The sequence below is a fragment of the Achromobacter sp. FW305-C-13 genome (assembly GCF_058783475.1).
On sequence record NZ_JBYSYN010000003.1, the window covers coordinates 363596 to 386772 of the forward strand.

Sequence of the window (23177 nt, forward strand, 5' to 3'; positions counted from 1 at the left end):
GCGATCAGGCGGCGTCGCGTTGCGCGGCGTCGCGCGCCACCAGGCTCTTCAGGCCGTACAGGCGTTCGCGATGCAAGGTCGTGGACAGGGGCTCGGGCTCGCGGCCCAGCGCGACGTAGTCGGCGGGAATCTGGGCGATGGCTTCGCGCATGCGCGCCGCGTTGGCCTGCCACCATTGCACCAGCATCCGGTCCGGGTTGTAGACATCCAGCCCTTGGCGGCGCAATTCCGACCGGTTGAAATCCTTCAGGTTCCAGGTGGCGATCTGCACGACGGGGGGTTGTTGCAGCCCGCAGCGCGCGCGCCGCGCCAAGCCGGCCGCGATCACATGGAAGTCTTTCGGGTCGCTGTAACGCAGCGAGGCTTCGTAGACCTGCGTGTCGGCTTCGTTGGCCTCGGGAAAGCGCGCGTTCATGTCGGCCCAGAATTCCGCCAGCACTTCCGGCGGGATGTCCCAGATGCGTGAGGCGTTGCGGCGCCATTCTTCGCCGATGCGTTCCGTCCAGACCGGAATGAACACGCCAGCCTCGGCCAGACGCAGCAGCAACCGGCGCAGAATGCCGGACATCAGCACGCAGGCGTCCAGGACGATGAAGGGGGCGGGGGCGGCAGGAGCGGTCAAGATGGGAATGTGAAAGGCCAAGGCCTTCGAACGGCAAGAATGGTGGTGCCCGAGACCGGAATCGAACCGGTACGACCTTGCGGCCGAGGGATTTTCTTACCACTTCGGCTTTCGCCGCCAGCGCGGGGCGCTGTTCGTGGTCTGGAGCACGCCTTCACCATAGCCTTGTGGCCTTAGGTGCCCGCCGTCTGCTCTCTACACCTTCCCCGGTTTTTCAACCGGGGCTTGGCTCGGCGTTGGCTCGGAACGGGTCCAGGGCGTTCGCCGAATTTGACGGGCTACACCTTTGGAGTTTCCTCCAAAGGGCTCAAATTAGTTTAAGTCCCTTGTGTCTACCAATTTCACCACTCGGGCGTTGCGCGGCTCATGCAGGGCCGGCAGCGGGCGTGACTATACCATCTTGGGCGCAGGGATATTGTCGCGCCCGCGGCAAACCGGGGCAACCACGCGCCTACTTCCGGCCGAACAAGCGGCCCAGGAACCCGCGCGGCGCGGCAGCGGCGTCGTCGGCCGCCTGGGCGCGGCGCAGCGACAGGTCCTGGTATTCGGGCTTGCCGTTCTGCTGGTAAGAGGCCGCCGCCTGGCGGAAGGCCATGGCCGATTCGGCATGGCGCTTCAGGTGGCCGTAGATTTCGCCGCGTGAAAACATGGCCCAGCTGCGGTAGTCGGGATCCAGCCCGATCAGGCGGTCGCACGCGGCGAGCGCTTCTTCCTGTTGCTTGGCGGCAATCAGCGCGTTGATGCGCTCGGCGTGCAGGGGGCCGCTGTCCGGCCACTTCGTGAGTGCGCGGTCGGCATCGGCAACTGCCTCGGCGCCACGGCCCAGGTTCGTCAACGCGTCGATACGGACCCGGTGCCACTTGAGCCAGTCGGGGTCCAGCGAAATCGCCACTTCCGACAGCGGCAGGGCTTCGGCGTAGCGCTCCAGGCGGGTCAGCATGTCAGCGGCGTTGCCCGGCAGGAAATCGTTGTCGGGCGCAAGTTCATAGCCGCGCAGGTAGTAGGCAAGCGCGGCTTCCCAGTTGCGCTGGTCGCGCTGCGCGTTGCCGGCGACGAAGAGCAATTGCGCGTCGCCGCTGTTCATCGGATCCAGCCCTTGCAAGGCTTGCTCCGCCAGTTCAGGGTCGCCGCTGCGCACGTATTCGCGGGCCTGTTCCTTGCGGCCTTCCCAGCCGTTGTCCGACAGCGCGTCCAGATGCCGCCACAACGGCACGGCCTCTTGGGCGCGGCCCAGGCGGTGCAGCGACCGCGCCTTGCCTTCCAGCGGCCAATCCCAATCGGGTTCGCGGCGCAGCAGGCTGGTCCATTCTTGCACCGCATCTTCATGACGCTCCAGCGCTTGCAGGCATGACGCCCGGTTGTGCTGGATGGCGTTTTCCTCGCCCAGGATGGCGCGGGCGCGGTCGAACATCGCAATGGCGTTCTTCAGGTCGCCCAGGCGGCGGTAGTTGTTGCCAGCGTCATACAGGAAGCCGCCGTTGTTGGGCGCAAGCGCGACAGCGCGCTGATGGTAGGGCAGGGCGTCCTGGTAGCGGCCGGCGTTGTGCAGGTTGGAACCGATGTAGCAATGCGGGGCCGCGGCGGACGGCCGCAGCTGGGATGCGCGGGTCCAGCATTCGATGGCGTCTTCCAGCCGGCGGTCGTTGATCAGCAGATAGGCTTCGGACATCATCAAGCCGAAATGCGAAGGCGCGCGCTGCCGTGCGTCGCGCAGCAGGCGCCAGGCTTCCTGCTGTTCGCCGGCGTCATAGAGCGCGGTGGTGCGCACGCGCAGGGCGTCGCTGCACTGCGGGTCCAAGGTCAGCGACCGGGCCAGGTCGGCATCGCGCAAGGCGTGGGCGCTGCGCTTGTCGTGATAGCGGGCGCGCAGGGCCCACATCACCGCGGACCCGGGCTGTTCGCGCACGCCCTGTTCGCACAAGGCGAGCATCTGCGCGTGGTCGTGGCCGTCGTCGGCGCGGTGGATGGCTTCGATCAGACTGGACATGCGGGGTGTTCCGTATTCAAAAGGGCGGACTAGCGCGCAAAGGCGCTGGTGTCGTGGCGGCAGCTATAGGGGCGGTCGGCTTGGGCGATATCGTCGCTGCCGCACTGCCAGCGGCGGATGCCGCCGCCTTTCTTCTCCGAGCGCAGCTCCGGCAGGTACATCAGGTGCTTGCCCGCCAGCGTGGGAAAACCGTCCTCGCGGGGCGTGCCGGCAATCGTCAGCCGCAGCACGCCATTGACGGGGTTCATCTCCAGCTTGGAAAAGCCGCTGTTCTGCAGCGATTCCTGAGTCATGCCGATATCTTCCAGCGTTGCGGGAAAGGCCTTCTTGCTGCGGTAGTGGTTCTCGACCAGCATGCGGATGGGGTCGGACACCAGGTCAAAACGGCGGACGTCGGCGTGCAAGGGGTTGTCGCTATCGTCCCCGCTCATGACGCCCACCCCGATGACCACGCCGCCCAGCACCAGCGCCAGCACGCCGAACACGAAGAACAGGAACTTGCCCGTGCCAGTGACTGCGGGCGCCTTGGCGACGGCCGCCTGCACCGCACGCGGGTGCGCCCGGCTGGCGACGACATGCGTGCCGGCCAGGGCGTTGTGCATCGCCCGTTCGCCGAAGATGGCTTGCTGGATATGGTGGAACAGACCCGGCAGCGCCAGGTTCAGCGTGTACTTCAGCGTGTGCCGCCATATCGAGCGGGCGAGGCCCGGGGCTTGCCCCTTGCGGTTCACCACAAGCAGTTTCAACAGGCGTTTGCCGGGGGATCCATTGGTCCAGGCGTCCATGAAGGCTGGCAGCAGCCAACCGATCAGCCCGGCCAGCACCAGCAGCAGCACGGGCCGGGGCTCGCCGGTCAGACCCTCGTAGGTAAGCGAGGCGGCCCAGATCAAAGTGAATATCGCCGCCACCATGAACAGGCCGTCGATGGCGGTGGCGCCCAGCCGGACCCAGATGCTGGGGAACACGGGGTCATTCTGCGCCGGGGCCGCCCGCTTGGCGGGGGCGGACGCAGGCGCTGCCGCTTTGACCGGCAACGGCGCTTGGCAACTGAAGCACAGGGTGTTGGAGGCCGGGTTCTGCCAGTTACAGCGTGGGCATTGCATGGGGGCGCGTGATCCGCAAAACGAAGGCCGCTGAGCGGCCGGACTGCGGATCATACCCAGGTCCTGCGTGCGGGAAAACCCCGATCCCTCCCCGGGCGGGCAACGCGGGACACTTCCTGCCATGAAGCCTGTCCTGCCTGCCCCGCCAGCCCCCCGTGATATCGACCCCGTATCGCTTCGATTGTTCTTGTCCGCCTTGGAAGAAGGCAGCCTGGCCCGCGCCGCCGCGCGCGAAAACATCGTGCCGTCCGCCGTCAGCAAGCGCATGTCCGAGATGGAAGAAGCCTTTGGCGTGCCCCTCCTGGAGCGTGGCGTCAAAGGGGTGCAACCCACCCCGGCGGGCAACGCGCTGGCTACCCATGCGCGCCGCCTGCTGCAGGACATGGACCGCATGCATCGCGAGATGGCGGGGTTTGCGACCGGCGTGCGCGGCCATATCCGGCTGGCCGTCAGCGTGGCGGCCCTGTCGGGCGAGCTGCCCGCCCAGATCCAGTCGTTTCGCCGGGCCTATCCGCAAATCGATATCTCGCTGGAAGAAGACACGACCCAAGCGGCGTTCCGCGCCGTGCTGGACGGCCACGCCGATGTGGCCGCCGGGTCGGATTTCGGCCATGACGGCTTGCAGGTGTTCGCCTGCGGCCATTGCGAGCTGGCGGCGGTGGTGCCGGGCCAGCACCTGCTGGCCGACCGCGAGACGCTGGATTACGCGCAATTGCTGCCCTTTGAACAGATCGAGCTGAACCGCGACAACGGCATCAGCAGCGTGTTCGAACAGGCCGCGAAAGACGCGGGCGTGATGCGGCGCATCAGCGCGCGGGTGAGTTCGCACGAGACCATCTGCATGTTGGTCGCGCGCGGCATGGGCGTGGCCGTGGTGCCGCAGTACCTGAAGGCGCGCCTGTCGCACCTGGACATCCGCTTCGTGCCGTTGACTGGCCCGTGGTCCAGCACGCCGATCTGTATTGCAGTGCGGGATCCGGATGCCCTGTCGCCCGCCGCCCGGGCCTTGCTGGCCCATTTGGGCGTGCTGCCGGCAGGCGAGCGTTAGGGGCAAACCCGGACGTTCCCAAACGAGAATGCCCCCGTGCTGAAAGACCGCTACCCGGAAGACGGGCAGGCCCGCGATGATGAACACATTCGCGGGGCGGCATGACGGTCTTCTGACCTGGCCGGCACGCATCCGACCACCCGGCAGGCAGAGGAAACGTTGATGAGCGCAGCACCGGCTTCACCCTTCATGGATAGTTCTGAATTGCCCCTGCGGGGAATCAAGGTGCTGGAACTGTCCCACATGATCATGGGGCCGGCCGCCGGCCTGTCGTTGGCAGACCTGGGCGCCGACGTGATCAAGGTGGAACCCATCGACGGCGACCGCACGCGCCGCCTGAAAGGGTCGGGCAGCGGTTATTTCCCGGTGTTCAACCGCAACAAGCAGAGCCTCGCGATCGATCTGAAATCGCCTGAAGGGCAGGACGTGGTGCGCAAGCTGGCCCTGCAGACCGACATGGTGGTAGAGAACTTCCGCGATGGCAGCCTGGCGCAGTACGGGCTGGACTACGAGTCCCTGTCGGCCGAAAACCCGGGGCTGATCTATGTGTCGTTGAAGGGTTTCCTGTCGGGCCCGTACAAGCATCGCACGGCGCTGGATGAAGTCGTGCAGATGATGGGCGGGCTGGCCTATATCAACGGCGGCGCGGATACGCCGCAGCGCGTGGCGGCGTCCGTCAACGACATCCTGGGCGGCACCTTCGGGGTGGTGGGCGCGCTGGCTGCGCTGCACGATCGCCATGCTACGGGCCGTGGCCGCCATGTGCGGTCGGGCCTGTTCGAGAACAACCTGCTGCTGGTGGCGCAGTTCATCGCGCAATATCAGCTGACCGGCACGGCGCCCAAACCCATGGGCGCGGAGCGCAAGCCGCCCTGGGGCGTGTACGACGTCTTTGAGACGGCGGACGGCCGCGTGTTCGTCGCCGTGGTGGGGGATGCGCAATGGCGCAATTTCGCTCAGAAATTCCTGCCGCCGGAGTGGGCCGCCGACCCGCGGCTGGCCACGGCCGTCGACCGCGAAGCCGCCCGGTCGTGGCTGGTGCCCGGCGTGGCCGAGATCCTGAAAACCTGGAAGACCGATGCGTTGTGCGAGGCCCTGGAGGCCGCCAATCTGTCTTACGGACCGATCCGCCAGCCGCATGACTTGCTGGACGACGCGCACCTGAATGCGGGGGGCGCGTTGCTCAAGACCCTGCTGCCTGACGGCAGTGAAATATCCACGGCCGCGCTGCCCATCGAATTCGACGGGCGCAAGGCCGGCAAGCGTTGCGATCCGCCCGTGCAAGGCGGCCAGACCCACGCCATCTTGCAGGGCCTGGGCCTGGATGCGGCGCGTATCGATGCGCTGCGCGCGGCGGGAGTCATTGCATGACCAGGCCATAGCGCTTGTGCCCTGTCGAGGCGGCGCCAGACCGCCAAGACATCCATCAAAGAGGAGACCCCATGATTCGAAAACTGATTGCGCTGGCCGCGTTGGCCGTCGCCTGCACGGCCAACGCGCAGGACTATCCCAACAAGCCCATCCGCATCATCATCCCGTCCACGCCGGGCGGCGGCACCGACTACATCGGCCGCCTGATGAGCAACAAGCTGCATGAGCTGAACGGCTGGGCCGTGGTGCCCGAGAACAAGCCCGGCGCCGGCACCGCGCTAGGCCTGGCTGAAGCGGCGCGCGCACCGGCGCAAGGGTATGACCTGGTGATCGGCCAATCCGACAACGTGACGCTGATTCCGTTGCTGATGAAGGTGGCCTACGACCCCATCAGGGATCTGGCGCCCGTGGCCCTGGTGGCCACCACGCCCATGGTGTTGCTGGTGGCCGAGAACTCGCCCTACAAGACCTTGCCGGAAGTGATCGACGCCGCCAAGAAGGAGCCCAACAAGATCTCCTATGGCACGTCGGGCACGGGCGGCGGGGTGCACATCGCTATGGAAATGCTGCAGCACGAGGCTGGCTTCAAGATGCAGCACGTGCCGTACAAGGGATCGGCGCCCGCGCTGGCCGACCTGATGGGCGGGCATCTGCAGTTTGCCGGTTCGTCGATCTCGTCGGCGGCCTCGCTGATCAAGGCGGGCAAGGTCCGCGCGCTGGCGGTGACGTCGCCCAAGCGCAACCCCGCATTGCCGGATGTGCCGACCGTGGCCGAGCTGGGCTACAAGGATTTCAGCGTGGTGACCTATTACGGCGTGCTGGCGCCGGCCAAGACGCCCGCCGATATCGTGGCGCGCCTGAACGCCGATTTCAACAAGCTGCTGTCGCGCAAGGACGTGCAGGAGGCATTGGCGTCCCAGGGGCTGGAAACGGATCCGGTGTCCAGCGCGCAGTTTGCCGCGCTGATCCAGTCGGATATCGGCAAGGCGCAGCAGACGATCAAGAGCGCCGGCATCGTGGTGCAGCAATAGGCCTGCGCAGAGGCTTGAGCACACGACAGGAGAGCACATGAACCAGGAAGTCAGGCTTTGTGAGGTGGGGCCGCGTGACGGGCTGCAAATGGCCAAGGGCATGATGCCGGCGGCCGACAAGCTGCGCTGGATCCGCCAGTTGGCAGAGGCGGGCTTGCGGGAAATCGAGGTGGGCAGCTTCGTCTCGCCGCGGCTGGTGCCGCAGATGGCGGACACGGGCGCCATCCTGCCTGACGTGCTGAAGATAGACGGCCTGACCGTCTGCGCGCTGGCCTGCAATCTGAAGGGGGCCATCGCCGCCTACGAGGCGGGTGCGCACGTGCTGTCGTTCCCGATCTCGGTTAGCGACACCCACAGCCATGCCAACGTGGGCAAGGGCACCGACGCGCAGGTGGAGATGATGGCGTCGATCGTCGACTGGGTGCGGTCGCAGCCGCGCCCCATGCGTATTGATGCGGCAGTCGCCACGGCGTTCGGGTGTTCGATGGAGGGCGACGTGCCGGTGCGGCGCGTCGCGTCGGTGGCCGAGGCCGTGGCGCGAACCGGTGTCGATGAAATCGCGCTGGCCGACACGGTGGGCTATGCGCATCCGGCTCAGGTGCGCGACGTGGTGCGCGCCACGCAGGATGCGGTGGGCAGCCAACTGACCAAGCTGCATCTGCACGACACCATGGGGTTGGGCCTGGCCAATGCGCTGGCTGGCTTGAACGAAGGCATCCGCAGCTTCGATTCCTGCCTGGGCGGCCTGGGCGGATGCCCCTTTGCGCCGGGCGCATCGGGCAACATCGTCACCGAGGACCTGGTGTTCATGCTGGAAAGCATGGGCTACCGGACGGGGGTGGACCTGGGTCGGTTGCTGGCCGCGCGCGCGTTGCTGGCCGAAGCCTTGCCGCAAGAGACCCTGCGCAGCGGCGTGGCCGCGGCAGGCATCCCCAAGACGTTCCACGGCGCGGCAGCCGTGGCGTAACGGCCCGCAGGCCTAGCGGTACACCAGTACCGGCACCGTCGAGTGCGCCAGGACCTTTTGCGTCTGGCTGCCCAACAACAGGGCGGCCATGCCGCTGCGTCCGTGCGAGGTCATGGCGATCAGGTCGCAGCCTTGCGTCAAGGCGATGTCGATGATGACCTGGTAGGGCGTGTCGCTTTCCCGCATTTCAGTCGTGCAAGGCACGCCCAAGGCCTGGGCCCGGGCGGCGGCTTCTGCCAGGTACGAGCCAGCCAGTTCCTTGGCCTGATGTTCGTAGGTCTTGCGCACGCCCTCCAGCTGCACGGTTTCCATTGATGGCATATGGAAGGAGCCGTATGCCGTCACCACGGTAACGCTGGCGCCCAATGCGCGGGCCAGGCCCAGCCCTTGTTCCAGGCCGGTATTGGCCAGGCTGGATCCGTCGATGGGGATAAGGATGTGCTTGTACATGGCAACCTCCGAGGGTGGCGAGGGCGGCGCGGGTCATGGCCGCCACGCGGGGCGAGGACAACAAGTCCCATACTACGCCTGCGCTACCCGGCCCGGTAGGCGCGCGTCCGCCCGCGCCTGACGCGGATCAAGCGCCGGCCACGAAGCGTGGCCGGCCGGTCTTCACCAGCGGTAAGTGGCGGTGCCCACGACGGTGCGCTGGTCGCCGTAGTAGCAGTTGCCATAGCCGCAGTTGGCGATGTAGGTCTTGTTGGTCAGATTGCGGGCGTTCAGCGCCAGGGTCCAGTTCTTGATCTGGTAGCCGATCATCGCGTCGAACAGCAGGAACGACGGCACCTTGGCCGGCGCGGCTTCGCCGTCGCCGAAGTTCGTGCCGGTGTAGCGTGCGCCCACGCCGACCTTGATGGCGGATTCGAACCGGTAGTCCAGCCACAGCGATGCGCGATGCTTGGGTACGGCGGTGGCAGGGGAAGACCCGCAGGGCTCAGCCGCTTGCCCAGATGCTGTCTTGCGGGCCGTTACGGGCACGCTGCCGGGCGGCGACGGCAGTCCGCCATAGGAGGGCCGCGCCCGCCAGGGCCACCGCGTCTACCCCTGGAGCGCTTAGCGCCACCTGGGCGTTCCAGCCCGACAGCGCCCACGCCACCAGAGTCGCCGCTGGAATGGCCAGCGTGGCCGCCGCGGCCGCCCGCGGCAGGGCCGTGGCGGCACGGGCCGGCCCCAAGGCAAATGCGGCACCGGTAAACCCCAGAAAGGTCAGATAATAGAGCGCCCAGGCCGGGCCCTCCACGAAACGCGCCGCGGCGATCGCCACTGAAACGCCCGCGATGCAGCCCATGCAGGCGCCCACGGTCAACGCCCCCATGGCGCGGACATCCCGGCGCTGCGTGACATTGCCCGATGCGCCTCGCGCGCGTTTGCGCCGCGACTCTATCCAGAGCAGGTTGCCCGTGTAGAACAGAAAAGCGCCGGCCAGCCCCAAGACGAAGTAACCCCAGCGCACGGGTTCACCGCCATAGCTGCCGAAGTGCAGGGCGAAGAATCCGGTCACCCAGCGCATCCACCCCTGGCCCCCCGGCCCATATTCCCGGTTCAGCACCTGGCCGGTTTCCGCGCTGACCAACAGGAACCCCCCTTCGGGCTTGCGCATGAACTGGCGGTCGTCGCGGCCTTGCAACCAGACCGTGGCGCCTGTCTGTCCATAGTGGCGATAGGTCAGCCGCAGGGGCGTGACGCCGGGTTCCTGTTCGCGAACTCGAGCCAGAAGGTCCGCGACGGGCAGCATGGCGCGGGCGCCTTCCCCAGCGCGGGCTTCCCGCATGGGGCTGCTTTCTTCGTACATCCGGGCCAGTTGCCCGTCGTACACCAGGCGGTCTTGCACGGCGTAGATCGGGTCATGCAAGCCGAAGACCATGGCGCTCAACGCCATCGTCATATGAAAGGGCAGGCTGACGATGCCGATGACGTTGTGCGCATCCAGCCACAGGCGTTTCAGATTGGCGCCCCAGCGCAGCGCGAAGAAATCCTTGATCAGGGTGGGCCACAGCACGACCACACCCGACACCAGAGCAAGCGCGTAGAGGCCGCTGATGACGGCCATCACCAGGACGCCGGACTCCAGGTCGGTCGGAAGGCCGGCGGTGCGATGCAGCTCATCCACGAATTGCCCGATGCGGCTTTGCCGGACCGCGTCCACCTGCAGAGTGCCGTCGGTTTCCTGGCGCGCCGAAAACGTCGTGCCGGCGCCGAGCGGCTTGCCTGCAGCCCCCGGTTCTTGCCAGTGCAGAGCGGCGCCGCCGCTCGGGTCCGCGGCCAACTCCACCACGAACGCGCGGGCGGCGGCCGGGTGCGCGGCCATCACCTGGTCAATCAATGCGGGCAACTGCGGCAACGTCGTCTGCAAGCTCGCCTGGGGAGCCGACCAGCGCGCAATCGGTTCCTTGAACATGGTGATCGCGCCGGCATAAAAGGCCACGAACAGCGCCAGGCCGCTCAACAAACCGGTCCAGGTATGCACCTGCTTGTACGTTTTGATCAGACCGGCGCGCGAGGTTGTGCGCAACGAGAAACCGATACCAACCACCGCGACCCAGAGCGGCGGCACCATCCACATCGCGACCTGGTATTTGTTCAGGTGCATGATGCCGTCTCCGGCCAGCGCGAAGCAGGCCGGAACGAAGAACGCGAGCGTCAGGCCAGCCGTGCTACCGGCCAGGATCCGCCAGCACCAGTCCCACGCGGTCCAAGGTTTAGCCGCCATGTCCGCCCTTGTTTCGCCCTAGCCAGATCGCGCCGTAAGGCAGGGCGATCCACGTCGCCATGGTAAGGATCAGGGCGGTGTACAGGCCCGCCGCCACGTGCATCAAGCTCGCCCAAACGCACGTGCTCAGGCCCAGGACCATCGCGCCCAGCCAGCCGCTTGCGCGCCCCAGGGGGTGCGCAAGCCACTGCTGATGGCGGGAGCTCAAGTGCATCAGTGCCGCGCCCGCGACGGTGGCCGCCGATGCGCCGACCAGAATCATCGGCGTCATGGGTTACCAACGATAGGTCAGGTTGGCGATGACGCTGCGGCGGGCGCCGTAGTTGCAGGTTGCGCCGGTCGCGTTCAGGCAGTGCGACACATAGGATTTGTCGGCCAGGTTCCAGACCGAGACGCGCAGCATGGTGCCCTTGAGCGTGTTGCTGACCGCGCCGAAGTCATAGGCCACGCTGGCGTCGGCCAGGAACAGTGACGGAATCGTCAGATCGGGGTTGTAGTCTGATGCCGTGTCATAGGAAGACATGAAGCGGCCGCCGATGCCCACTTGCAGGCCGGGCACGGCGGGCAGCCGATAGTTGATCCACGCACTTGCCTGATGCTCCGGCACGTACAGCATGTGGCGGCCGACGTCAGCCGGGTTGCTGCTGGAGCGCACCTCGGAGTTCATGTAGGAATAAGACAGCAGGAAATCCAGGTTGGTGGAGAGTTGCGCCTTGCCTTCGAATTCGATGCCTTGCACGCGCTGCTTGCCCGATTGCACGAAGAAGATCGAGTCGACCGGATCCGGCGTGCGGGCGTTCTTCATGTCATTGCGGAAGAACGACAAGGTCGCAAACCCCCAACCGCCTGCCGGCTCGTACTTCGCGCCGAATTCGAACTGGCGTCCGGTCTGCGGCTTGAACGTATTGCCCTGGCGGTCCAGGCCGGTGGTGGGCAGGAAGGAGGTGGAGTAGCTGGCATAGGGCGCGATGCCGTTGTCGAAGACATAGGTCAGGCCGGCGCGGCCGGTGACCTTCGAGTCGGACGTGATCGTGGTTGCGTTCGTGATGCGGTTATTGGCCGATATCCGCGAATCGTCGTGACGCAGGCCCAGCGTGGCGATGGCCCGCCCGAAGCGGATCTGGTCCTGGGCGTACAAGCCCACCTGGCGCACATTCTGGAAGGACGACGAGGTGTAGGCCGGGGGCTTGGGGATGACCCGGTCGTAGATAGGGTCAAGAATGTCCAGCGGCGGGACGCCGATGGAACTGTTGGCGAAGTTGTTCGACAGCGTGCCGCGCTGGAGGTCCAAGCCCACAAGCAGGGTGTGGCGCAACGCACCGGTGTCAAACCGGGTCTCGATCTGGCTGTCGACCGCCAGCGATTTGATGCTGTCGTCCGAGATCGCCGAGACCCGGTTCAAGGTGTGGCCATCCGGCTGATAGGCCACGAAGGGATGTGCGCGGATCAGGAACATGTCCTGCTTGCCCTGCGCGAAACGCAGGTTCTGCCGGACCGTCGTGGTGTCGTTGAACGTGTGTTCGAACTCGTAGCCGATGGATTGATAGGTGCGGTTGAAGCTGTCGGATGACGGCTCGCCCAGATACATGCTGCGCGGGATGTTGCCGGCCGGATTGTCGTGCAGCGTGCCCTTGGCCGGGTAGAAGCGCGCGCTCATCTGGGGCTTGTCTTTCTGGTAGAACGCATTGAGCGTCAGCGACGTGGCCGCCGATGGCCGCCACGTCAGGCTGGGGGCGACCAAGGTCTGGCGATCGCGTTCCAGGTCCACCTGCGTGTGCAACTGGCGTTGCAGGCCGACGACCCGGTATAGCCACTGCCCGTCCTCGGTGACGGGCCCGGTGAGGTCGGTGGCGAACTGCGTGCCGCCGAACCCGCTGGCCTGCACCTGTACTTCGCGCATGGCTTCTTCCTGCGGCCGCTTGCCTACCTGATTCAGCAGTCCGCCCGGCACGCTCTTGCCGTAAAGGACCGATGCGGGGCCCTTGATGACTTCCACGCGCTCCAGCGCGTAGCCGTTGATGCGCGGCACGGCATAACTGCTGGGATCGCCCGGCAGCGCCAGGCCGTCCAGCCACTGCGTGCCCATGGTGGAGTAGCCGCGCACGTAGTTCCAGTCGTAGCGCACGTCGAACCCGTTGGGTTCGGCGATGACGCCAGGCGTGTACCGCAAAGCCTCGGCGACGCTGTTGGCGCCTTGCTGGTTCATCTGGTCGCGCGTAATCACGTTGATGACCTGCGGGGTTTCCAGCAGCGATGTGTCCGTCTTGGTGCCCGCCAGGCTGCGCGTGGCCACAATGCCGTCGACCGCCCCGCGCGCCGTATCCTGGCGGCCGCTGACGGTGACGGGTTGCAGGGTCGTCACACCCGGGGCCGGCGCGGCCTGCACCAGCCACGTGCCGTTGCTTTGTTGCGCCGCGCGCAGGCCCTGTTCGCCCAACACGCGCGACATGGCTTCCTGAGGGGTGTACGTGCCGCTCAGCCCGGAGCTGCGCTTGCCGCCCGTCAGCGCGGAATCCGCCACCACGAAGATCTTTGCCCGGGAAGAGATCTGCGTCAGGACCTGACTGAGGGGGCCGGGCGGGATGTCGTAGTGGATTGCCGCCGGCGCCGTGGCAGCTTGGGCCAGGGTAGGCGCAGGCTGCGCGCCGGATGCCGCCAGCGCCGGCTGCATGGACAGGCCCAGCGGGGCCAGCAACGTCAATCGGGACAGCAGGCGGCCGTGGGAGCGGTGTCGCGCGGGCAGGGGCAATGAGGTCATGGCAGGGTTCCGATCCGGAAATAGAATTACGTGTTCTTCCGGTATGACGGACAGGCCGCAAAAAAAGGGAACTTGCCTAGCGCGGATCCACGGTGGTCCACCAAGGCAGCGTCGTGCGCACGCGCACGGGCAAGGCGGCCGCCAGCATTTCCAGCGCCCGGTCGGTGTCGTGAATCGGAAAGGCGCCGGTGACCCGCAAGGCGGCCACGCGGGGATCGCACCCGAGGTAGCCGCTGCGGTATTGGCTCAAGGTCCGCACCAGTTCGCCCAGTGCGGTGTCTTCCGCCAGCAGCACGCCCGAGGCCCAGGCTTGCCGCGCCGGTTCCGCTGCCTGCGCTGCGCCGATCGCGCTTCGGGTAAAGCGCAATTGCTGTCCCGAAGCCACCACCTGCGGCGGCGTGGCGCCGTCGGCAGGCCGCACTTCCACCGCGCCTTCGTAGACCGCCAGAAAGGTCTGGCCCGGTTCCAGCTTGACCGTGAACCGCGTTCCCAGCGCACGCAGCAGGCCATCGGCGGTGCGTACCGTGAAGGGCCGCGCGGGATCCGCGGCAGTTTCGACCAGTATTTCACCTGACAGGCAGACAATTTCGCGCAGTCCGTCGGTGTAATGGGTGTTGAAGGCGGTATCGGCATTGAGCCAGATCCGGGTCCCGTCCGGCAGCGTGACGGCGCGCGTCCCGCTGAACGGGCTGCGGTAATCGGCGTTCATCGCCGCCAGCCAGGCAGCGCCGCGCCCATCGCGCCATGCCGCCCAACCCAACAAGGACCCCAACCCCAGTGCAGCCAGGCCGGCCAACGCGCGGCGCCGCGTCGCCTGACGCCTGCGGCCGGCGGATTGCAGTGCCGCCATGGACGGGACGCGGGTGGCGTCGGTGGACAAGGGAGAAAACTGGCCGCTGATGGCTTCGACCCGGGCCCAGGCGTGCCGATGCTGCGTGGAATCCGCCAGCCATCGGCGCCAGCCCTCCTGATCCTGGGACGTCACCGAATCCGACGCCAGCAGCGCGAACCAGTTCGCGGCCTCTTGCAGGATGCGGAACTCCACCGAATCCGCGGAAGCCTCCGGCGGGCGTTGCGGCATGGTGGGCTACGCCGCCGGCGCTGCGGACATGTCCAGCGCCAGGCAATGCAGCATGGCCTGCGCCATGTACTTCTTGATCATGCGTTCGGACACGCCCAAGGCGGTGCCGATCTCGTGATAGCGCATGCCGTAGACCTGTGACATCAGGAACGCCTGCCGTGGCCGCTCGCCCAACCGATTGAGCATGGTGTCCACCGCCATCAGCGCTTCCAGCGCCAGGGCGGTTTCTTCGGGAGACGGAGCGAACTGCTCGGGCTGCGCCGCCACGGTCTCCAGCCAGGCCTGTTCGATCTGCTGGCGCCGCCAGTGGTCAAACAACAGATGGCGGGCGATGGTGGTCAGGTAGGCGCGCGGCTCGCGGACCTGATCCAGGTCCGAGGGCTTGCTCAGGACTCGCACGAACACGTCGTGGGCCAGATCCGCCGCCTGATGCACATTGTTCAACTTCCCGCGCAGCCATGTCCGAAGCCAACTGTGGTGGCTGTCGTAAAGCTGGTGCACTTGATCAGAGGAGGTCGACACAAAGCACGTCGCAGGGGAAGTGGGAGCCCTGGAATATTAAAGGATAATCGTTCTCATTGTAAAACCTGCCGAATCCGGGTGGCGCGCGCGCAATCCTTCACACAAAAGTGATGCAGGGCAGGGCTTTACGTCGGAAGAGGAGGGAGCCGGCGGCAACGGCCGGTGATGGCGCCCAGCCCGAAGGCTTGCACGGGGGGCGGTTCGGGCCGCAGTCTGACGACGGGCCCTGATGATGCCGATATTTGGCGGAAGCGGTGAGATTCGAACTCACGAACGGTTGCCCGTTGCCGGTTTTCAAGACCGGTGCAATCGACCACTCTGCCACGCTTCCGGGGTCTGCTGATTTGTCTTGCTGGTGAAGGCCTGGTTGACCTGCACCCGCTGTCCGGCGATTCGGCCGTCAGGCAAACATTCTGCCCGAACGACAACGCGATATGCCGTAAAGGGCGCAATAATAATCCATTTGCTGCAAAGGAGGCACGCGATGCAAGCTGTAGAAATCTCCCGCCCCGGCGGCCCCGAGGTTCTGGTCCCCGTAGAACGCCCCACGCCCGAGGCTGGCGCGGGTGAAGTCTTGATCAAAGTCAGCGCCGCGGGCATCAACCGCCCCGACGTGTTCCAGCGCAAGGGCAACTACGCCCCGCCGCGCGGCGTGTCCGACCTGCCGGGCCTGGAAGTGGCCGGCGAAATCGTGGGCGGCGACGTGGCCGGCAGCGGCTTTGCCGTGGGCGACAAGGTCTGCGCGCTGGTGGCGGGCGGCGGTTACGCCGAATACTGTGTGGCGCCCGTCGCCCAGTGCCTGCCCATCCCCAAGGGCCTGTCCGACATCGAAGCGGCCGGCCTGCCGGAAACCTACTTCACCGTCTGGAGCAACGTGTTCGACCGCGGCCGTCTGTCCGACGGCGAGATCCTGCTGGTGCACGGCGGCGCAAGCGGCATCGGCACCACGGCGATCCAGTTGGCCCGCGCAATGGGCAATAAGGTCTATGCGACGGTCGGCAGCGACGACCGCGCCCGTGCCGTCGAAGCGCTGGGCGCTGAAAAGGGCATCAACTACAAGACGCAGGACTTCGTGAAGGAAGTCATGGACGCCACCAGCGGGCGGGGCGTGGACGTCATCCTGGATATGGTGGCCGGCGACTACATCGCCCGCGACATGCAATGCCTGGCGGATGACGGCCGCATCGTCATCATTGCCCAGCTAGGCGGTGCGCGCGCCGATGTGGATACGTCTCAGGTCATGCGCCGCCGCCTGACCATCACCGGATCCACGCTGCGTCCCCGGTCTATCGACTTCAAGGGCGCCATCGCGCGCGCCCTGCGCGAACACGCCTGGCCCTTGCTGGAAAAAGGGGCCATCAAGCCGATCGTGCACGCGACTTTCCCCTTGGCCGAGGCCTCCAAGGCGCACGCCATGATGGAAGGCGGCGAAAATATCGGCAAAATCATCCTGACAATGTAAGAAACGCGCGGCGTTCGGCGTATCGCCGCGCAACAGGATACAATCTCGGGTTTCGCCTGGAATTTTTTCCAGGCAGGCCCGTGGGCGGTCGCGTCATCCCCCGGGACTCACCCTCTCTGACAATTGCGCCATGACTTCAGTCGAAAACCGCGCCCGCCTCGTGCTGGGCAACTGGAAGATGCACGGCAACCTGGCCGAGAACGCCGCGTTGCTGACCGAGTTGCGCGCCGCGGATGCCGCGAGCCACTGCGACATCGGCATCTGTGTTCCGTTTCCCTACCTGGCGCAAGCCGGTTCGGCCCTGACCGGAAGCAGCGTGTCCTGGGGCGCGCAAGATGTCAGCGCGCACGAAAAGGGTGCCTACACCGGCGAAGTGTCCGGTGCGATGCTGAAAGAATTCGGCTGCCGCTGGGCGCTGGCCGGTCACTCCGAGCGCCGCGTGCTGCACGGTGAAACCGATGAAGTCGTGGCCGCCAAGGCGCAAGCCGCGCTGGCCGCCGGCCTGACCCCCGTGGTCTGCGTAGGCGAGTCGCTGGCCGACCGCGAGGCCGGCAACACCCTGGCCGTCATCGAACGCCAGTTGAAGCCCGTGCTGGCGCTGGGCGCGGACGCTGTGTCGCGCATGGTCCTGGCCTACGAGCCCGTCTGGGCCATCGGCACTGGCCGCACCGCCAGCCCCGAGCAAGCGCAAGAAGTCCACGCCGCCATCCGCGCCGCCTTGCGCGCGCTGGGCGCGGCGCAGGTGCAGGTTTTGTACGGCGGCAGCGTCAAAGCTGCCAACGCCGCCAGTTTGTTCGCCATGACTGATATCGACGGAGCCCTGGTCGGCGGCGCGTCGCTTGTGGCTGAAGAATTTTTGCGTATTGCCGCCATCTAAGTTTCCGTTCCGGAGTCTGTAATGCCCTTGATGCTTAAACTTCTGCTGGCCGTCCAAGTCTTTTCGGCGCTGGCTATCATCGTTCTGGTCCTGCTGCAGCAGGGCAAGGGCGCCGACATGGGTTCCGCTTTCGGTAGCGGTTCGTCCGGCAGCCTGTTCGGTGCCACCGGCGCCGCCAACTTCCTGTCGCGCGCGACCAAGTGGGCCGCCGTGGTCTTCTTCGCATCCACCGCTGGCCTGGCTTACGTCAGCCACAAGGGCACCAACGGCCCGGCCGTGGATTCCGGCGTGATGCAAAGCTTCCCGTCCGACCGTTCGGTTCCGCAAGTGCCGGGTTCTGTGCCCGCCGCGCCGGGTGCCGGTGCATCGTCCGTCCCGGGCGCCGCTTCGGTTCCTGCCGCGCCGGCCAAGCCCGACGCTTCGGTGCCCACGGCTCCGGCTGCGCCCGCAGCAGGCGACAAGCCGGCTGAGGCGCCCGCAACGCCGGCGAAGTAAGCGCCAGCGTAGACCAGAAGGCCGGCGTCTGACGCCGGCCTTTTTCATTGGTGCCGTGCCTCGGGCTGCAAGGCCGGATATCCTGTCATCGCAGTCCGGCTCCCGCGCCGGACATTTCGGATCGGCCCCATGGAAAAGCGTTTGATGCCGTCAATGATGGCGCTCCAGAGCTTCGATGCGGTTGCGCGGCACATGAGCGTCACGCGCGCCGCCGAAGAACTGCACATGACCCAAAGCGCGATCAGCAAGCAGATCGCGCAGCTGGAGGCGCTGTTGCGCAACCCGCTGTTTCTGCGCGTGCGCCGGCGACTGCAATTGACGCCTGCGGGGGCGCTGTACCAGTCCGAGGTCAGGGCGATCCTGAACCAGGTGGACATGTCGTCCCGCTACATCCTGACCTACGGCAGCGAAACCCAGGTGCTTACCATCGGCACGCAGCCCACGTTTGGCGCGCGGTGGCTGATTCCGCGGCTGCAGCGCTTCATGGCCGCGCATCCGGATATCCAGGTGAAGGTACGCAGCGAAACCCGGCCCTTCGATCTGATGCAGGCCAAGATCGACATTTCCTTCTTCTTCGGCCATGGCACCTTGCCCGGCGCCCAATGCCGCGAGCTGTTCGCAGCCGAAGTAGTGCCGGTGTGCGCGCCCGGCTTTCTGCCCGGAGATGCGGTGCCCAGCCTGGAGGCGCTGAGTGACCACGCGTTGATCCAGTGCGCGTCCCGCCCGGAAGCCTGGCACGACTATTTCTCGCATCAGCAATTCCAGTCCGACCGCAGTTATCACGGCCCCCGGTTCGACACGTTCTACATGTGCGTGCGGGCAGCCGAAGGCGGCTGCGGCATCGCCCTGACCCCAAGATTGCTGGCCGAAGAAGAACTGCAGGCCGGCAAGCTGGTCATCCCCTGGGGCTACGTGCAGCCCAGCGACGGCGCCTACTTCGTGGCCTATTCCGAACACTCCGCCGAAGTCCCGAAGATCAAGCAATTCGTGGCGTGGGTCGAAGAAGAGGCCGCGCAGAAACGAGACCGCGACGCCCTGCGCGCGCGATCCATGAAAAAACGGACTGATTAGGCCGAATTTTTTCATTTGATTGCGCTTGCCGGGCGTGATTTCATGCGGGCCATCCCTGTTTACCGATGTGCCGAGCCCGCCATGAGTCAGAACTTCGTCAATCCCGATCAGATCCGCGCCTGGTTCTCCCGCGCCATGTCCGACATGTACAAGTCGGAAGTGCCCCTGTACGACACGTTGCTGGACCTGGTGGCTGAGGTCAACGCCAAGACGCTGGCCGAGCAGCCCGAACTGGCCGAGCAACTGGCGCGCACCGGCGAAATCGAACGCCTGGACATCGAGCGCCACGGCGCGATTCGCGTAGGCACGCCCGAAGAGCTTTCCAACATGCGGCGCGTGTTCGCCGTGATGGGCATGCAGCCGGTGGGTTACTACGACCTGTCGCCGGCCGGTGTGCCGGTGCATTCGACGGCATTTCGCGCCACGCACGAAGCCTCTCTGCAAGCCAGCCCGTTCCGCGTCTTCACGTCGCTGCTGCGCTTGGAACTGATCGACGACGTCGCGTTGCGCGACAAGGCCGCCCGTATTCTGGCCGCGCGCCAGATCTTCACGGCTCGGGCTCTGGAATTGGCTGGCCGCTTCGAAACGCAAGGCGGCTTGAACGACGCCGACGCCCGGGAATTCGTCACCGAAGCGCTGCATACCTTCCGCTGGCACAGCGAGGCGACGGTCAGCCTGGATGACTACCGGGAATTGCACGGCCAGCATCGCCTGATTGCCGATGTGGTGGCCTTCAAGGGACCGCACATCAACCATCTGACGCCGCGCACGCTGGACATAGACGAGGCCCAGGCCGAGATGCCGCGCCGTGGCGTGTCGGCCAAGGCGGTGATCGAAGGTCCGCCGCCGCGCAAGTGCCCGATCCTGTTGCGTCAGACGAGTTTCAAGGCGCTGGAAGAACCGGTCCTGTTCGCCGGGGCGGACGGCCAGAACGGGGTGGGCAGCCATACCGCCCGCTTCGGCGAAATCGAGCAGCGCGGTATCGCCCTGACCCGCAAAGGTCGGGCGCTGTACGACCAGTCGCTGGATCTGGCGCGCAGCCGTATCCAGGGGGCACCCAATGAAAGCAATGCCGCCGCCTACATGCAGAACCTGCAGGACTGTTTTGCCGCGTTCCCGGACGACTATGCGCAATTGCACGATCAGGGTCTGGGCTATTTCCGCTACTTCCTGACCGGCAAGCAGGGCCCCGCGCCGGAGGGCGACGTGCAGTCGCTGATCAGCCAGGGCTACATCCGGTTCGAGCCGCTGGTCTACGAGGACTTCCTGCCGGTCAGCGCCGCGGGCATCTTCCAGTCGAACCTGGGTGACAAGGCCCAGGCCGAGTACGCGCAGAACGCCAGCCAGACCGCCTTCGAAGCCGCGTTGGGCGCGCCGGTGCAAGACGAACTGGCGCTTTACCAAGACACGCAGGACCGTTCCCTGGCCGCTTGCCTGCAGGCGCTGGGCCTGCGAACCGGTACCCCGGTGGCGGCATGAGCCGCTTGAACCGCTGCTTGTCGGTGCGCGACTTCGAACGTGAGGCGCGCCGCATCCTGCCGCGCTGCGTCGAAGGTTACGTCTGCGGCGGCACGGAAGACGGCGCATCGCTCGACGAGAGCGTCCGGGCGCTGCGCGACATCGGTTTCCGGCCCCGCGGCCTGCGCGTGGTGGATCAGCGCAGCAGCCAGGTCGAGCTTTTCGGCCAGACCTATGCCATGCCGGTCGGCTTCGCGCCGACGGGGTTCTCCGCCATCGTCATGCACGAGTGCGATCTGGCACTGGCGCGCGCTGCGCAGGATGCCAAGATTCCGTTCATCATCAGCGGCGCCTCCAGCGTGCCGTTGGAGCGGCTGCAGGAGGCGACCGGCAAGCGCTGCTGGTATCAGGCCTATCTGCCGGGCAACGTCGATCGCATCGGCAAGCTGATCGCGCGTCTGCGCCAGGCCGAGATTCCCGTGCTGGTGGTGACCATCGATACCTGCGTGGGCGCCAATCGCGAAAACCTGCAGAAGCTGGCATTCACGGTGCCATTCAAAATGAGTTCCAGCGTGGTGCTGGACGGCATGCGCCATCCGCGCTGGAGCGTGAACGTCTTCATGCGTACGCTGCTGGGCAGCGGGGTGCCGCGTTTTGCGAACCTGTATGAGGAAATCGGACCACCCATCACTCAAGACCCGCCCAACGGCTTTCGTGGCGAGCGTGACAAGCTGTCTTGGGAGCATATCCGCTGGATCCGGGAAAACTGGCCGGGCAAGCTCGTGCTCAAGGGCGTAATGCACGCCGAGGACGCGCGGCTGGCTGCCGACGCGGGCGTAGACGGTGTGATTGTTTCCAACCATGGTGGGCGTCAGCTGGACGGTTGCATTTCGCCCTTGCAGGCGCTGCCCGACGTTGTGGCCGCCGTGCCCGCGGGTTTGCCGGTCATGGTCGACGGCGGCTTTCGCCGCGGTTCCGACGTGCTCAAGGCGGTGGCCCTGGGCGCGAGCATGGTCTTCACCGGCCGTCCCCAGCTGTTCGGCGCCGCCGTCGGCGGCAACGCCGGCATCCGCAAAGTCGCTGAGATATTTCGCAGCGAAATCTCGACCAACATGGCGCTGCTCGGTTGCCGGACGCTGGCTGACGTCACGCCGGACTTGATCGCGCCGGTGCGCGCGGCCTGCGCCGCCTAGAACGGCCAGGCGGCCGACCGGCCGTACCGGGGCAGCATTGCCCCACACCACTAAAAAATACGGGCGCACCCATTGCCGTGCGCCGATCCGCTTTCAACAGGAGGAGACATGATGAAGATGAATTTCAAAATGGCCGGCATGGCTGCGTTGCTGGCCTGCGCGGCCACGGGCCACGTGCAGGTCCAGGCCCAGGCCCAGGCCGACAGCTATCCGGCGAAGCCTGTCCGGCTGGTGGTGGGCTATGCCCCGGGCGGCACGACCGACATCAGCGCCCGCATGATTGCGGACGTGCTGGGCAAGGAACTTGGCCAGACCTTCATTGTGGAAAACAAGCCGGGCGCCAACAGCAACATCGGCGCCGAAGCCGTCGCCCGCGCTCCGGCCGACGGCTACACTTTGTTCGTCGGGTCGATTTCCACGGCGATCAACCAGTCGCTGTATTCCAAGATGTCGTACGACGCGCTCAAGGACCTGGACGCCGTCGCGCTGTTGAACGTGGTGCCCAACATCCTGGCCGTCAATGCCAGCGTGCCGGTCAAGTCGGTGCAGGAATACATCGCCTATGCCAAGAAGAACCCCGGCAAACTGACCTGCGCGTCGCCCGGCAACGGCTCGTCCGCGCACTTGGGCTGCGAGCTGTTCAAGATGAAGACCGGCATCGATATCCTGCACGTTCCCTATCGCGGTAGCGGCCCGGCCGTGGCCGATTTGCTGGGCGGGCAGGTGGACTCCATCTTCGACAACCTGCCGCCGCTGCTGCCGCATGTGCGGGCCGGCAAGCTGACTGGCCTGGCGGTGACCACAGCGGCCCGCGTGCCCTTCGCGCCGGAAATTCCCACCATTGCCGAATCCGGCGTGGAAGGCTTCGACGTGGCGGCCTGGTTCGGCCTTTTTGCGCCGGCCGGCACCCCGCCCGAAATCGTGCTGAAGGTGAACGCCGCCATCAACAAGGCGCTGACTTCGGACACCGCCCTGGCCGCCAACTATCAGACCAACGGCTTTTTGATGCCCCCGCCGCCCAACACGCCGCAAGCATTCAAGGCCTTCATGGAAAGCGAAACCCGCAAGTGGGGAGAAGTCGTCAAGGCGACGAACCTGCAGATCAACTGATTGCCATAGGCGGGGCAGGGCGGCGATCCGCCCGGTTCCCGCCCGGGCACCCGGTTGGCTGAGGGGAAGGTCAGGCCCAAAAATGGGGCCGACTCGCCAGAACGCCTAATTGCGTGATAGAATGCTCGACTTTCCAGGAAGGCATGCTTTTCTGGTTTGGATTTGCCGACGTGGTGAAATTGGTAGACACGCTATCTTGAGGGGGTAGTGGCGAAAGCTGTGCGAGTTCGAGTCTCGCCGTCGGCACCAAGAATTCCTCGTAAAAAGCCCGCTGAAACGTCAAGTTTCAGCGGGCTTTATGCTTTTGCTTT

General features: G+C 66.0%; 21 protein-coding genes and 2 tRNA genes. 12 read left to right on the forward strand and 11 right to left on the reverse strand.

What is annotated here, in order from left to right; all coding sequences use genetic code 11:
* Positions 1 to 4: 4 nt before the first annotated feature.
* From AC3WMU_RS20630 to AC3WMU_RS20640, 3 genes are all read right to left on the reverse strand, one after another.
* Complete coding sequence (locus tag AC3WMU_RS20630; protein WP_427957925.1) at positions 5 to 631, reverse strand: PIN domain-containing protein; 627 nt, start codon at positions 629 to 631, stop codon at positions 5 to 7.
* A gap of 442 nt (positions 632 to 1073) precedes the next feature.
* Positions 1074 to 2609 (reverse strand): tetratricopeptide repeat protein, encoded by a 1536-nt coding sequence (locus AC3WMU_RS20635; protein ID WP_492282891.1) that lies wholly within the window; start codon positions 2607 to 2609, stop codon positions 1074 to 1076.
* A 29-nt stretch (positions 2610 to 2638) separates the two neighbouring features.
* A complete protein-coding gene (locus AC3WMU_RS20640; RefSeq protein ID WP_492282892.1) occupies positions 2639 to 3712 on the reverse strand; it encodes an RDD family protein in 1074 nt (357 codons plus the stop codon).
* A gap of 187 nt (positions 3713 to 3899) precedes the next feature.
* Here AC3WMU_RS20640 and AC3WMU_RS20645 point away from each other — a divergent pair, with 187 nt between their 5' ends.
* The 4 genes from AC3WMU_RS20645 (at position 3900) to AC3WMU_RS20660 (ending at position 8129) form a co-directional block, all read left to right on the forward strand.
* Positions 3900 to 4760: a LysR family transcriptional regulator gene (locus tag AC3WMU_RS20645; protein ID WP_427957875.1), complete on the forward strand. Its 861-nt coding sequence runs from the start codon at positions 3900 to 3902 to the stop codon at positions 4758 to 4760.
* Between the two features lie 162 nt (positions 4761 to 4922).
* Positions 4923 to 6131 (forward strand): CaiB/BaiF CoA transferase family protein, encoded by a 1209-nt coding sequence (locus AC3WMU_RS20650; RefSeq protein WP_088587815.1) that lies wholly within the window; start codon positions 4923 to 4925, stop codon positions 6129 to 6131.
* 71 nt (positions 6132 to 6202) lie between these two features.
* Positions 6203 to 7162 (forward strand): Bug family tripartite tricarboxylate transporter substrate binding protein, encoded by a 960-nt coding sequence (locus AC3WMU_RS20655; RefSeq protein ID WP_088587816.1) that lies wholly within the window; start codon positions 6203 to 6205, stop codon positions 7160 to 7162.
* 37 nt (positions 7163 to 7199) lie between these two features.
* Positions 7200 to 8129: a hydroxymethylglutaryl-CoA lyase gene (locus AC3WMU_RS20660; protein ID WP_006223625.1), complete on the forward strand. Its 930-nt coding sequence runs from the start codon at positions 7200 to 7202 to the stop codon at positions 8127 to 8129.
* A gap of 12 nt (positions 8130 to 8141) precedes the next feature.
* Here the strand turns inward: AC3WMU_RS20660 and AC3WMU_RS20665 are convergent, their stop codons facing one another.
* From AC3WMU_RS20665 to AC3WMU_RS20700, 8 genes are all read right to left on the reverse strand, one after another.
* Positions 8142 to 8579, reverse strand: a complete 438-nt coding sequence (locus AC3WMU_RS20665; protein ID WP_088587818.1) for a universal stress protein — start codon at positions 8577 to 8579, stop codon at positions 8142 to 8144.
* Positions 8580 to 8741: 162 nt separating this feature from the next.
* On the reverse strand, positions 8742 to 9107 hold the full coding sequence (locus AC3WMU_RS20670) for a TonB-dependent receptor domain-containing protein (RefSeq protein ID WP_006223627.1): 366 nt from the start codon (positions 9105 to 9107) through the stop codon (positions 8742 to 8744).
* Complete coding sequence (locus AC3WMU_RS20675; protein ID WP_492282893.1) at positions 9064 to 10839, reverse strand: PepSY-associated TM helix domain-containing protein; 1776 nt, start codon at positions 10837 to 10839, stop codon at positions 9064 to 9066. Before AC3WMU_RS20675 ends, AC3WMU_RS20670 begins: the two co-directional genes overlap by 44 nt.
* Positions 10829 to 11110 carry a hypothetical protein gene (locus AC3WMU_RS20680; RefSeq protein WP_006223629.1) on the reverse strand — a complete coding sequence of 94 codons (282 nt, stop codon included), beginning with the start codon at positions 11108 to 11110 and terminating at the stop codon, positions 10829 to 10831. The genes AC3WMU_RS20675 and AC3WMU_RS20680 overlap by 11 nt, the downstream gene beginning before the upstream one ends.
* Positions 11111 to 11113: 3 nt before the next feature.
* Positions 11114 to 13597 carry a TonB-dependent siderophore receptor gene (locus AC3WMU_RS20685; RefSeq protein WP_492282894.1) on the reverse strand — a complete coding sequence of 828 codons (2484 nt, stop codon included), beginning with the start codon at positions 13595 to 13597 and terminating at the stop codon, positions 11114 to 11116.
* A gap of 76 nt (positions 13598 to 13673) precedes the next feature.
* Positions 13674 to 14678: a FecR domain-containing protein gene (locus AC3WMU_RS20690; RefSeq protein WP_006223631.1), complete on the reverse strand. Its 1005-nt coding sequence runs from the start codon at positions 14676 to 14678 to the stop codon at positions 13674 to 13676.
* A gap of 6 nt (positions 14679 to 14684) precedes the next feature.
* Complete coding sequence (locus tag AC3WMU_RS20695; protein ID WP_035212752.1) at positions 14685 to 15200, reverse strand: sigma-70 family RNA polymerase sigma factor; 516 nt, start codon at positions 15198 to 15200, stop codon at positions 14685 to 14687.
* A 243-nt stretch (positions 15201 to 15443) separates the two neighbouring features.
* Positions 15444 to 15531, reverse strand: a tRNA-Ser gene (locus AC3WMU_RS20700).
* A 153-nt stretch (positions 15532 to 15684) separates the two neighbouring features.
* Between AC3WMU_RS20700 and AC3WMU_RS20705 the strand changes: the two genes are divergently transcribed.
* The 8 genes from AC3WMU_RS20705 (at position 15685) to AC3WMU_RS20740 (ending at position 23115) form a co-directional block, all read left to right on the forward strand.
* Positions 15685 to 16662 (forward strand): NAD(P)H-quinone oxidoreductase, encoded by a 978-nt coding sequence (locus AC3WMU_RS20705; protein ID WP_006223633.1) that lies wholly within the window; start codon positions 15685 to 15687, stop codon positions 16660 to 16662.
* A gap of 130 nt (positions 16663 to 16792) precedes the next feature.
* Complete coding sequence (gene tpiA / locus AC3WMU_RS20710; RefSeq protein ID WP_006223634.1) at positions 16793 to 17539, forward strand: triose-phosphate isomerase; 747 nt, start codon at positions 16793 to 16795, stop codon at positions 17537 to 17539.
* A gap of 21 nt (positions 17540 to 17560) precedes the next feature.
* Positions 17561 to 18034 (forward strand): preprotein translocase subunit SecG, encoded by a 474-nt coding sequence (gene secG, locus AC3WMU_RS20715; protein ID WP_006223635.1) that lies wholly within the window; start codon positions 17561 to 17563, stop codon positions 18032 to 18034.
* Positions 18035 to 18163: 129 nt separating this feature from the next.
* The gene (locus AC3WMU_RS20720; protein WP_035212754.1) at positions 18164 to 19105 is read left to right on the forward strand and encodes a LysR substrate-binding domain-containing protein; all 942 of its coding nucleotides are present in this window, start codon (positions 18164 to 18166) and stop codon (positions 19103 to 19105) included.
* 81 nt (positions 19106 to 19186) lie between these two features.
* Entirely contained in the window at positions 19187 to 20584 is a 1398-nt protein-coding gene (hglS, locus tag AC3WMU_RS20725) for a 2-oxoadipate dioxygenase/decarboxylase HglS (protein ID WP_492282895.1), read from the forward strand.
* Positions 20581 to 21756 (forward strand): alpha-hydroxy acid oxidase, encoded by a 1176-nt coding sequence (locus AC3WMU_RS20730; RefSeq protein ID WP_492282896.1) that lies wholly within the window; start codon positions 20581 to 20583, stop codon positions 21754 to 21756. Before hglS ends, AC3WMU_RS20730 begins: the two co-directional genes overlap by 4 nt.
* Positions 21757 to 21864: 108 nt before the next feature.
* Complete coding sequence (locus AC3WMU_RS20735; RefSeq protein WP_280025801.1) at positions 21865 to 22866, forward strand: Bug family tripartite tricarboxylate transporter substrate binding protein; 1002 nt, start codon at positions 21865 to 21867, stop codon at positions 22864 to 22866.
* 164 nt (positions 22867 to 23030) lie between these two features.
* Positions 23031 to 23115: transfer RNA gene (locus tag AC3WMU_RS20740), tRNA-Leu, on the forward strand.
* Positions 23116 to 23177: the final 62 nt, after the last annotated feature.

Bases quoted from the DNA above. Each gene is read 5' to 3' on its own strand.
- hglS (WP_492282895.1), top strand. From the start codon at position 19,187: ATGAGTCAGAACTTCGTCAATCCCGATCAGATCCGCGCCTGGTTCTCC.
- AC3WMU_RS20735 (WP_280025801.1), top strand. From the start codon at position 21,865: ATGATGAAGATGAATTTCAAAATGGCCGGCATGGCTGCGTTGCTGGCC.
- AC3WMU_RS20730 (WP_492282896.1), top strand. From the start codon at position 20,581: ATGAGCCGCTTGAACCGCTGCTTGTCGGTGCGCGACTTCGAACGTGAG.
- AC3WMU_RS20690 (WP_006223631.1), bottom strand. From the start codon at position 14,678: ATGCCGCAACGCCCGCCGGAGGCTTCCGCGGATTCGGTGGAGTTCCGC.
- AC3WMU_RS20675 (WP_492282893.1), bottom strand. From the start codon at position 10,839: ATGGCGGCTAAACCTTGGACCGCGTGGGACTGGTGCTGGCGGATCCTG.
- AC3WMU_RS20650 (WP_088587815.1), top strand. From the start codon at position 4,923: ATGAGCGCAGCACCGGCTTCACCCTTCATGGATAGTTCTGAATTGCCC.
- AC3WMU_RS20660 (WP_006223625.1), top strand. From the start codon at position 7,200: ATGAACCAGGAAGTCAGGCTTTGTGAGGTGGGGCCGCGTGACGGGCTG.
- AC3WMU_RS20635 (WP_492282891.1), bottom strand. From the start codon at position 2,609: ATGTCCAGTCTGATCGAAGCCATCCACCGCGCCGACGACGGCCACGAC.
- tpiA (WP_006223634.1), top strand. From the start codon at position 16,793: ATGACTTCAGTCGAAAACCGCGCCCGCCTCGTGCTGGGCAACTGGAAG.
- AC3WMU_RS20640 (WP_492282892.1), bottom strand. From the start codon at position 3,712: ATGCAATGCCCACGCTGTAACTGGCAGAACCCGGCCTCCAACACCCTG.
- AC3WMU_RS20685 (WP_492282894.1), bottom strand. From the start codon at position 13,597: ATGACCTCATTGCCCCTGCCCGCGCGACACCGCTCCCACGGCCGCCTG.
- AC3WMU_RS20655 (WP_088587816.1), top strand. From the start codon at position 6,203: ATGATTCGAAAACTGATTGCGCTGGCCGCGTTGGCCGTCGCCTGCACG.
- AC3WMU_RS20705 (WP_006223633.1), top strand. From the start codon at position 15,685: ATGCAAGCTGTAGAAATCTCCCGCCCCGGCGGCCCCGAGGTTCTGGTC.
- AC3WMU_RS20665 (WP_088587818.1), bottom strand. From the start codon at position 8,579: ATGTACAAGCACATCCTTATCCCCATCGACGGATCCAGCCTGGCCAAT.
- secG (WP_006223635.1), top strand. From the start codon at position 17,561: ATGCCCTTGATGCTTAAACTTCTGCTGGCCGTCCAAGTCTTTTCGGCG.
- AC3WMU_RS20720 (WP_035212754.1), top strand. From the start codon at position 18,164: ATGGAAAAGCGTTTGATGCCGTCAATGATGGCGCTCCAGAGCTTCGAT.
- AC3WMU_RS20680 (WP_006223629.1), bottom strand. From the start codon at position 11,110: ATGACGCCGATGATTCTGGTCGGCGCATCGGCGGCCACCGTCGCGGGC.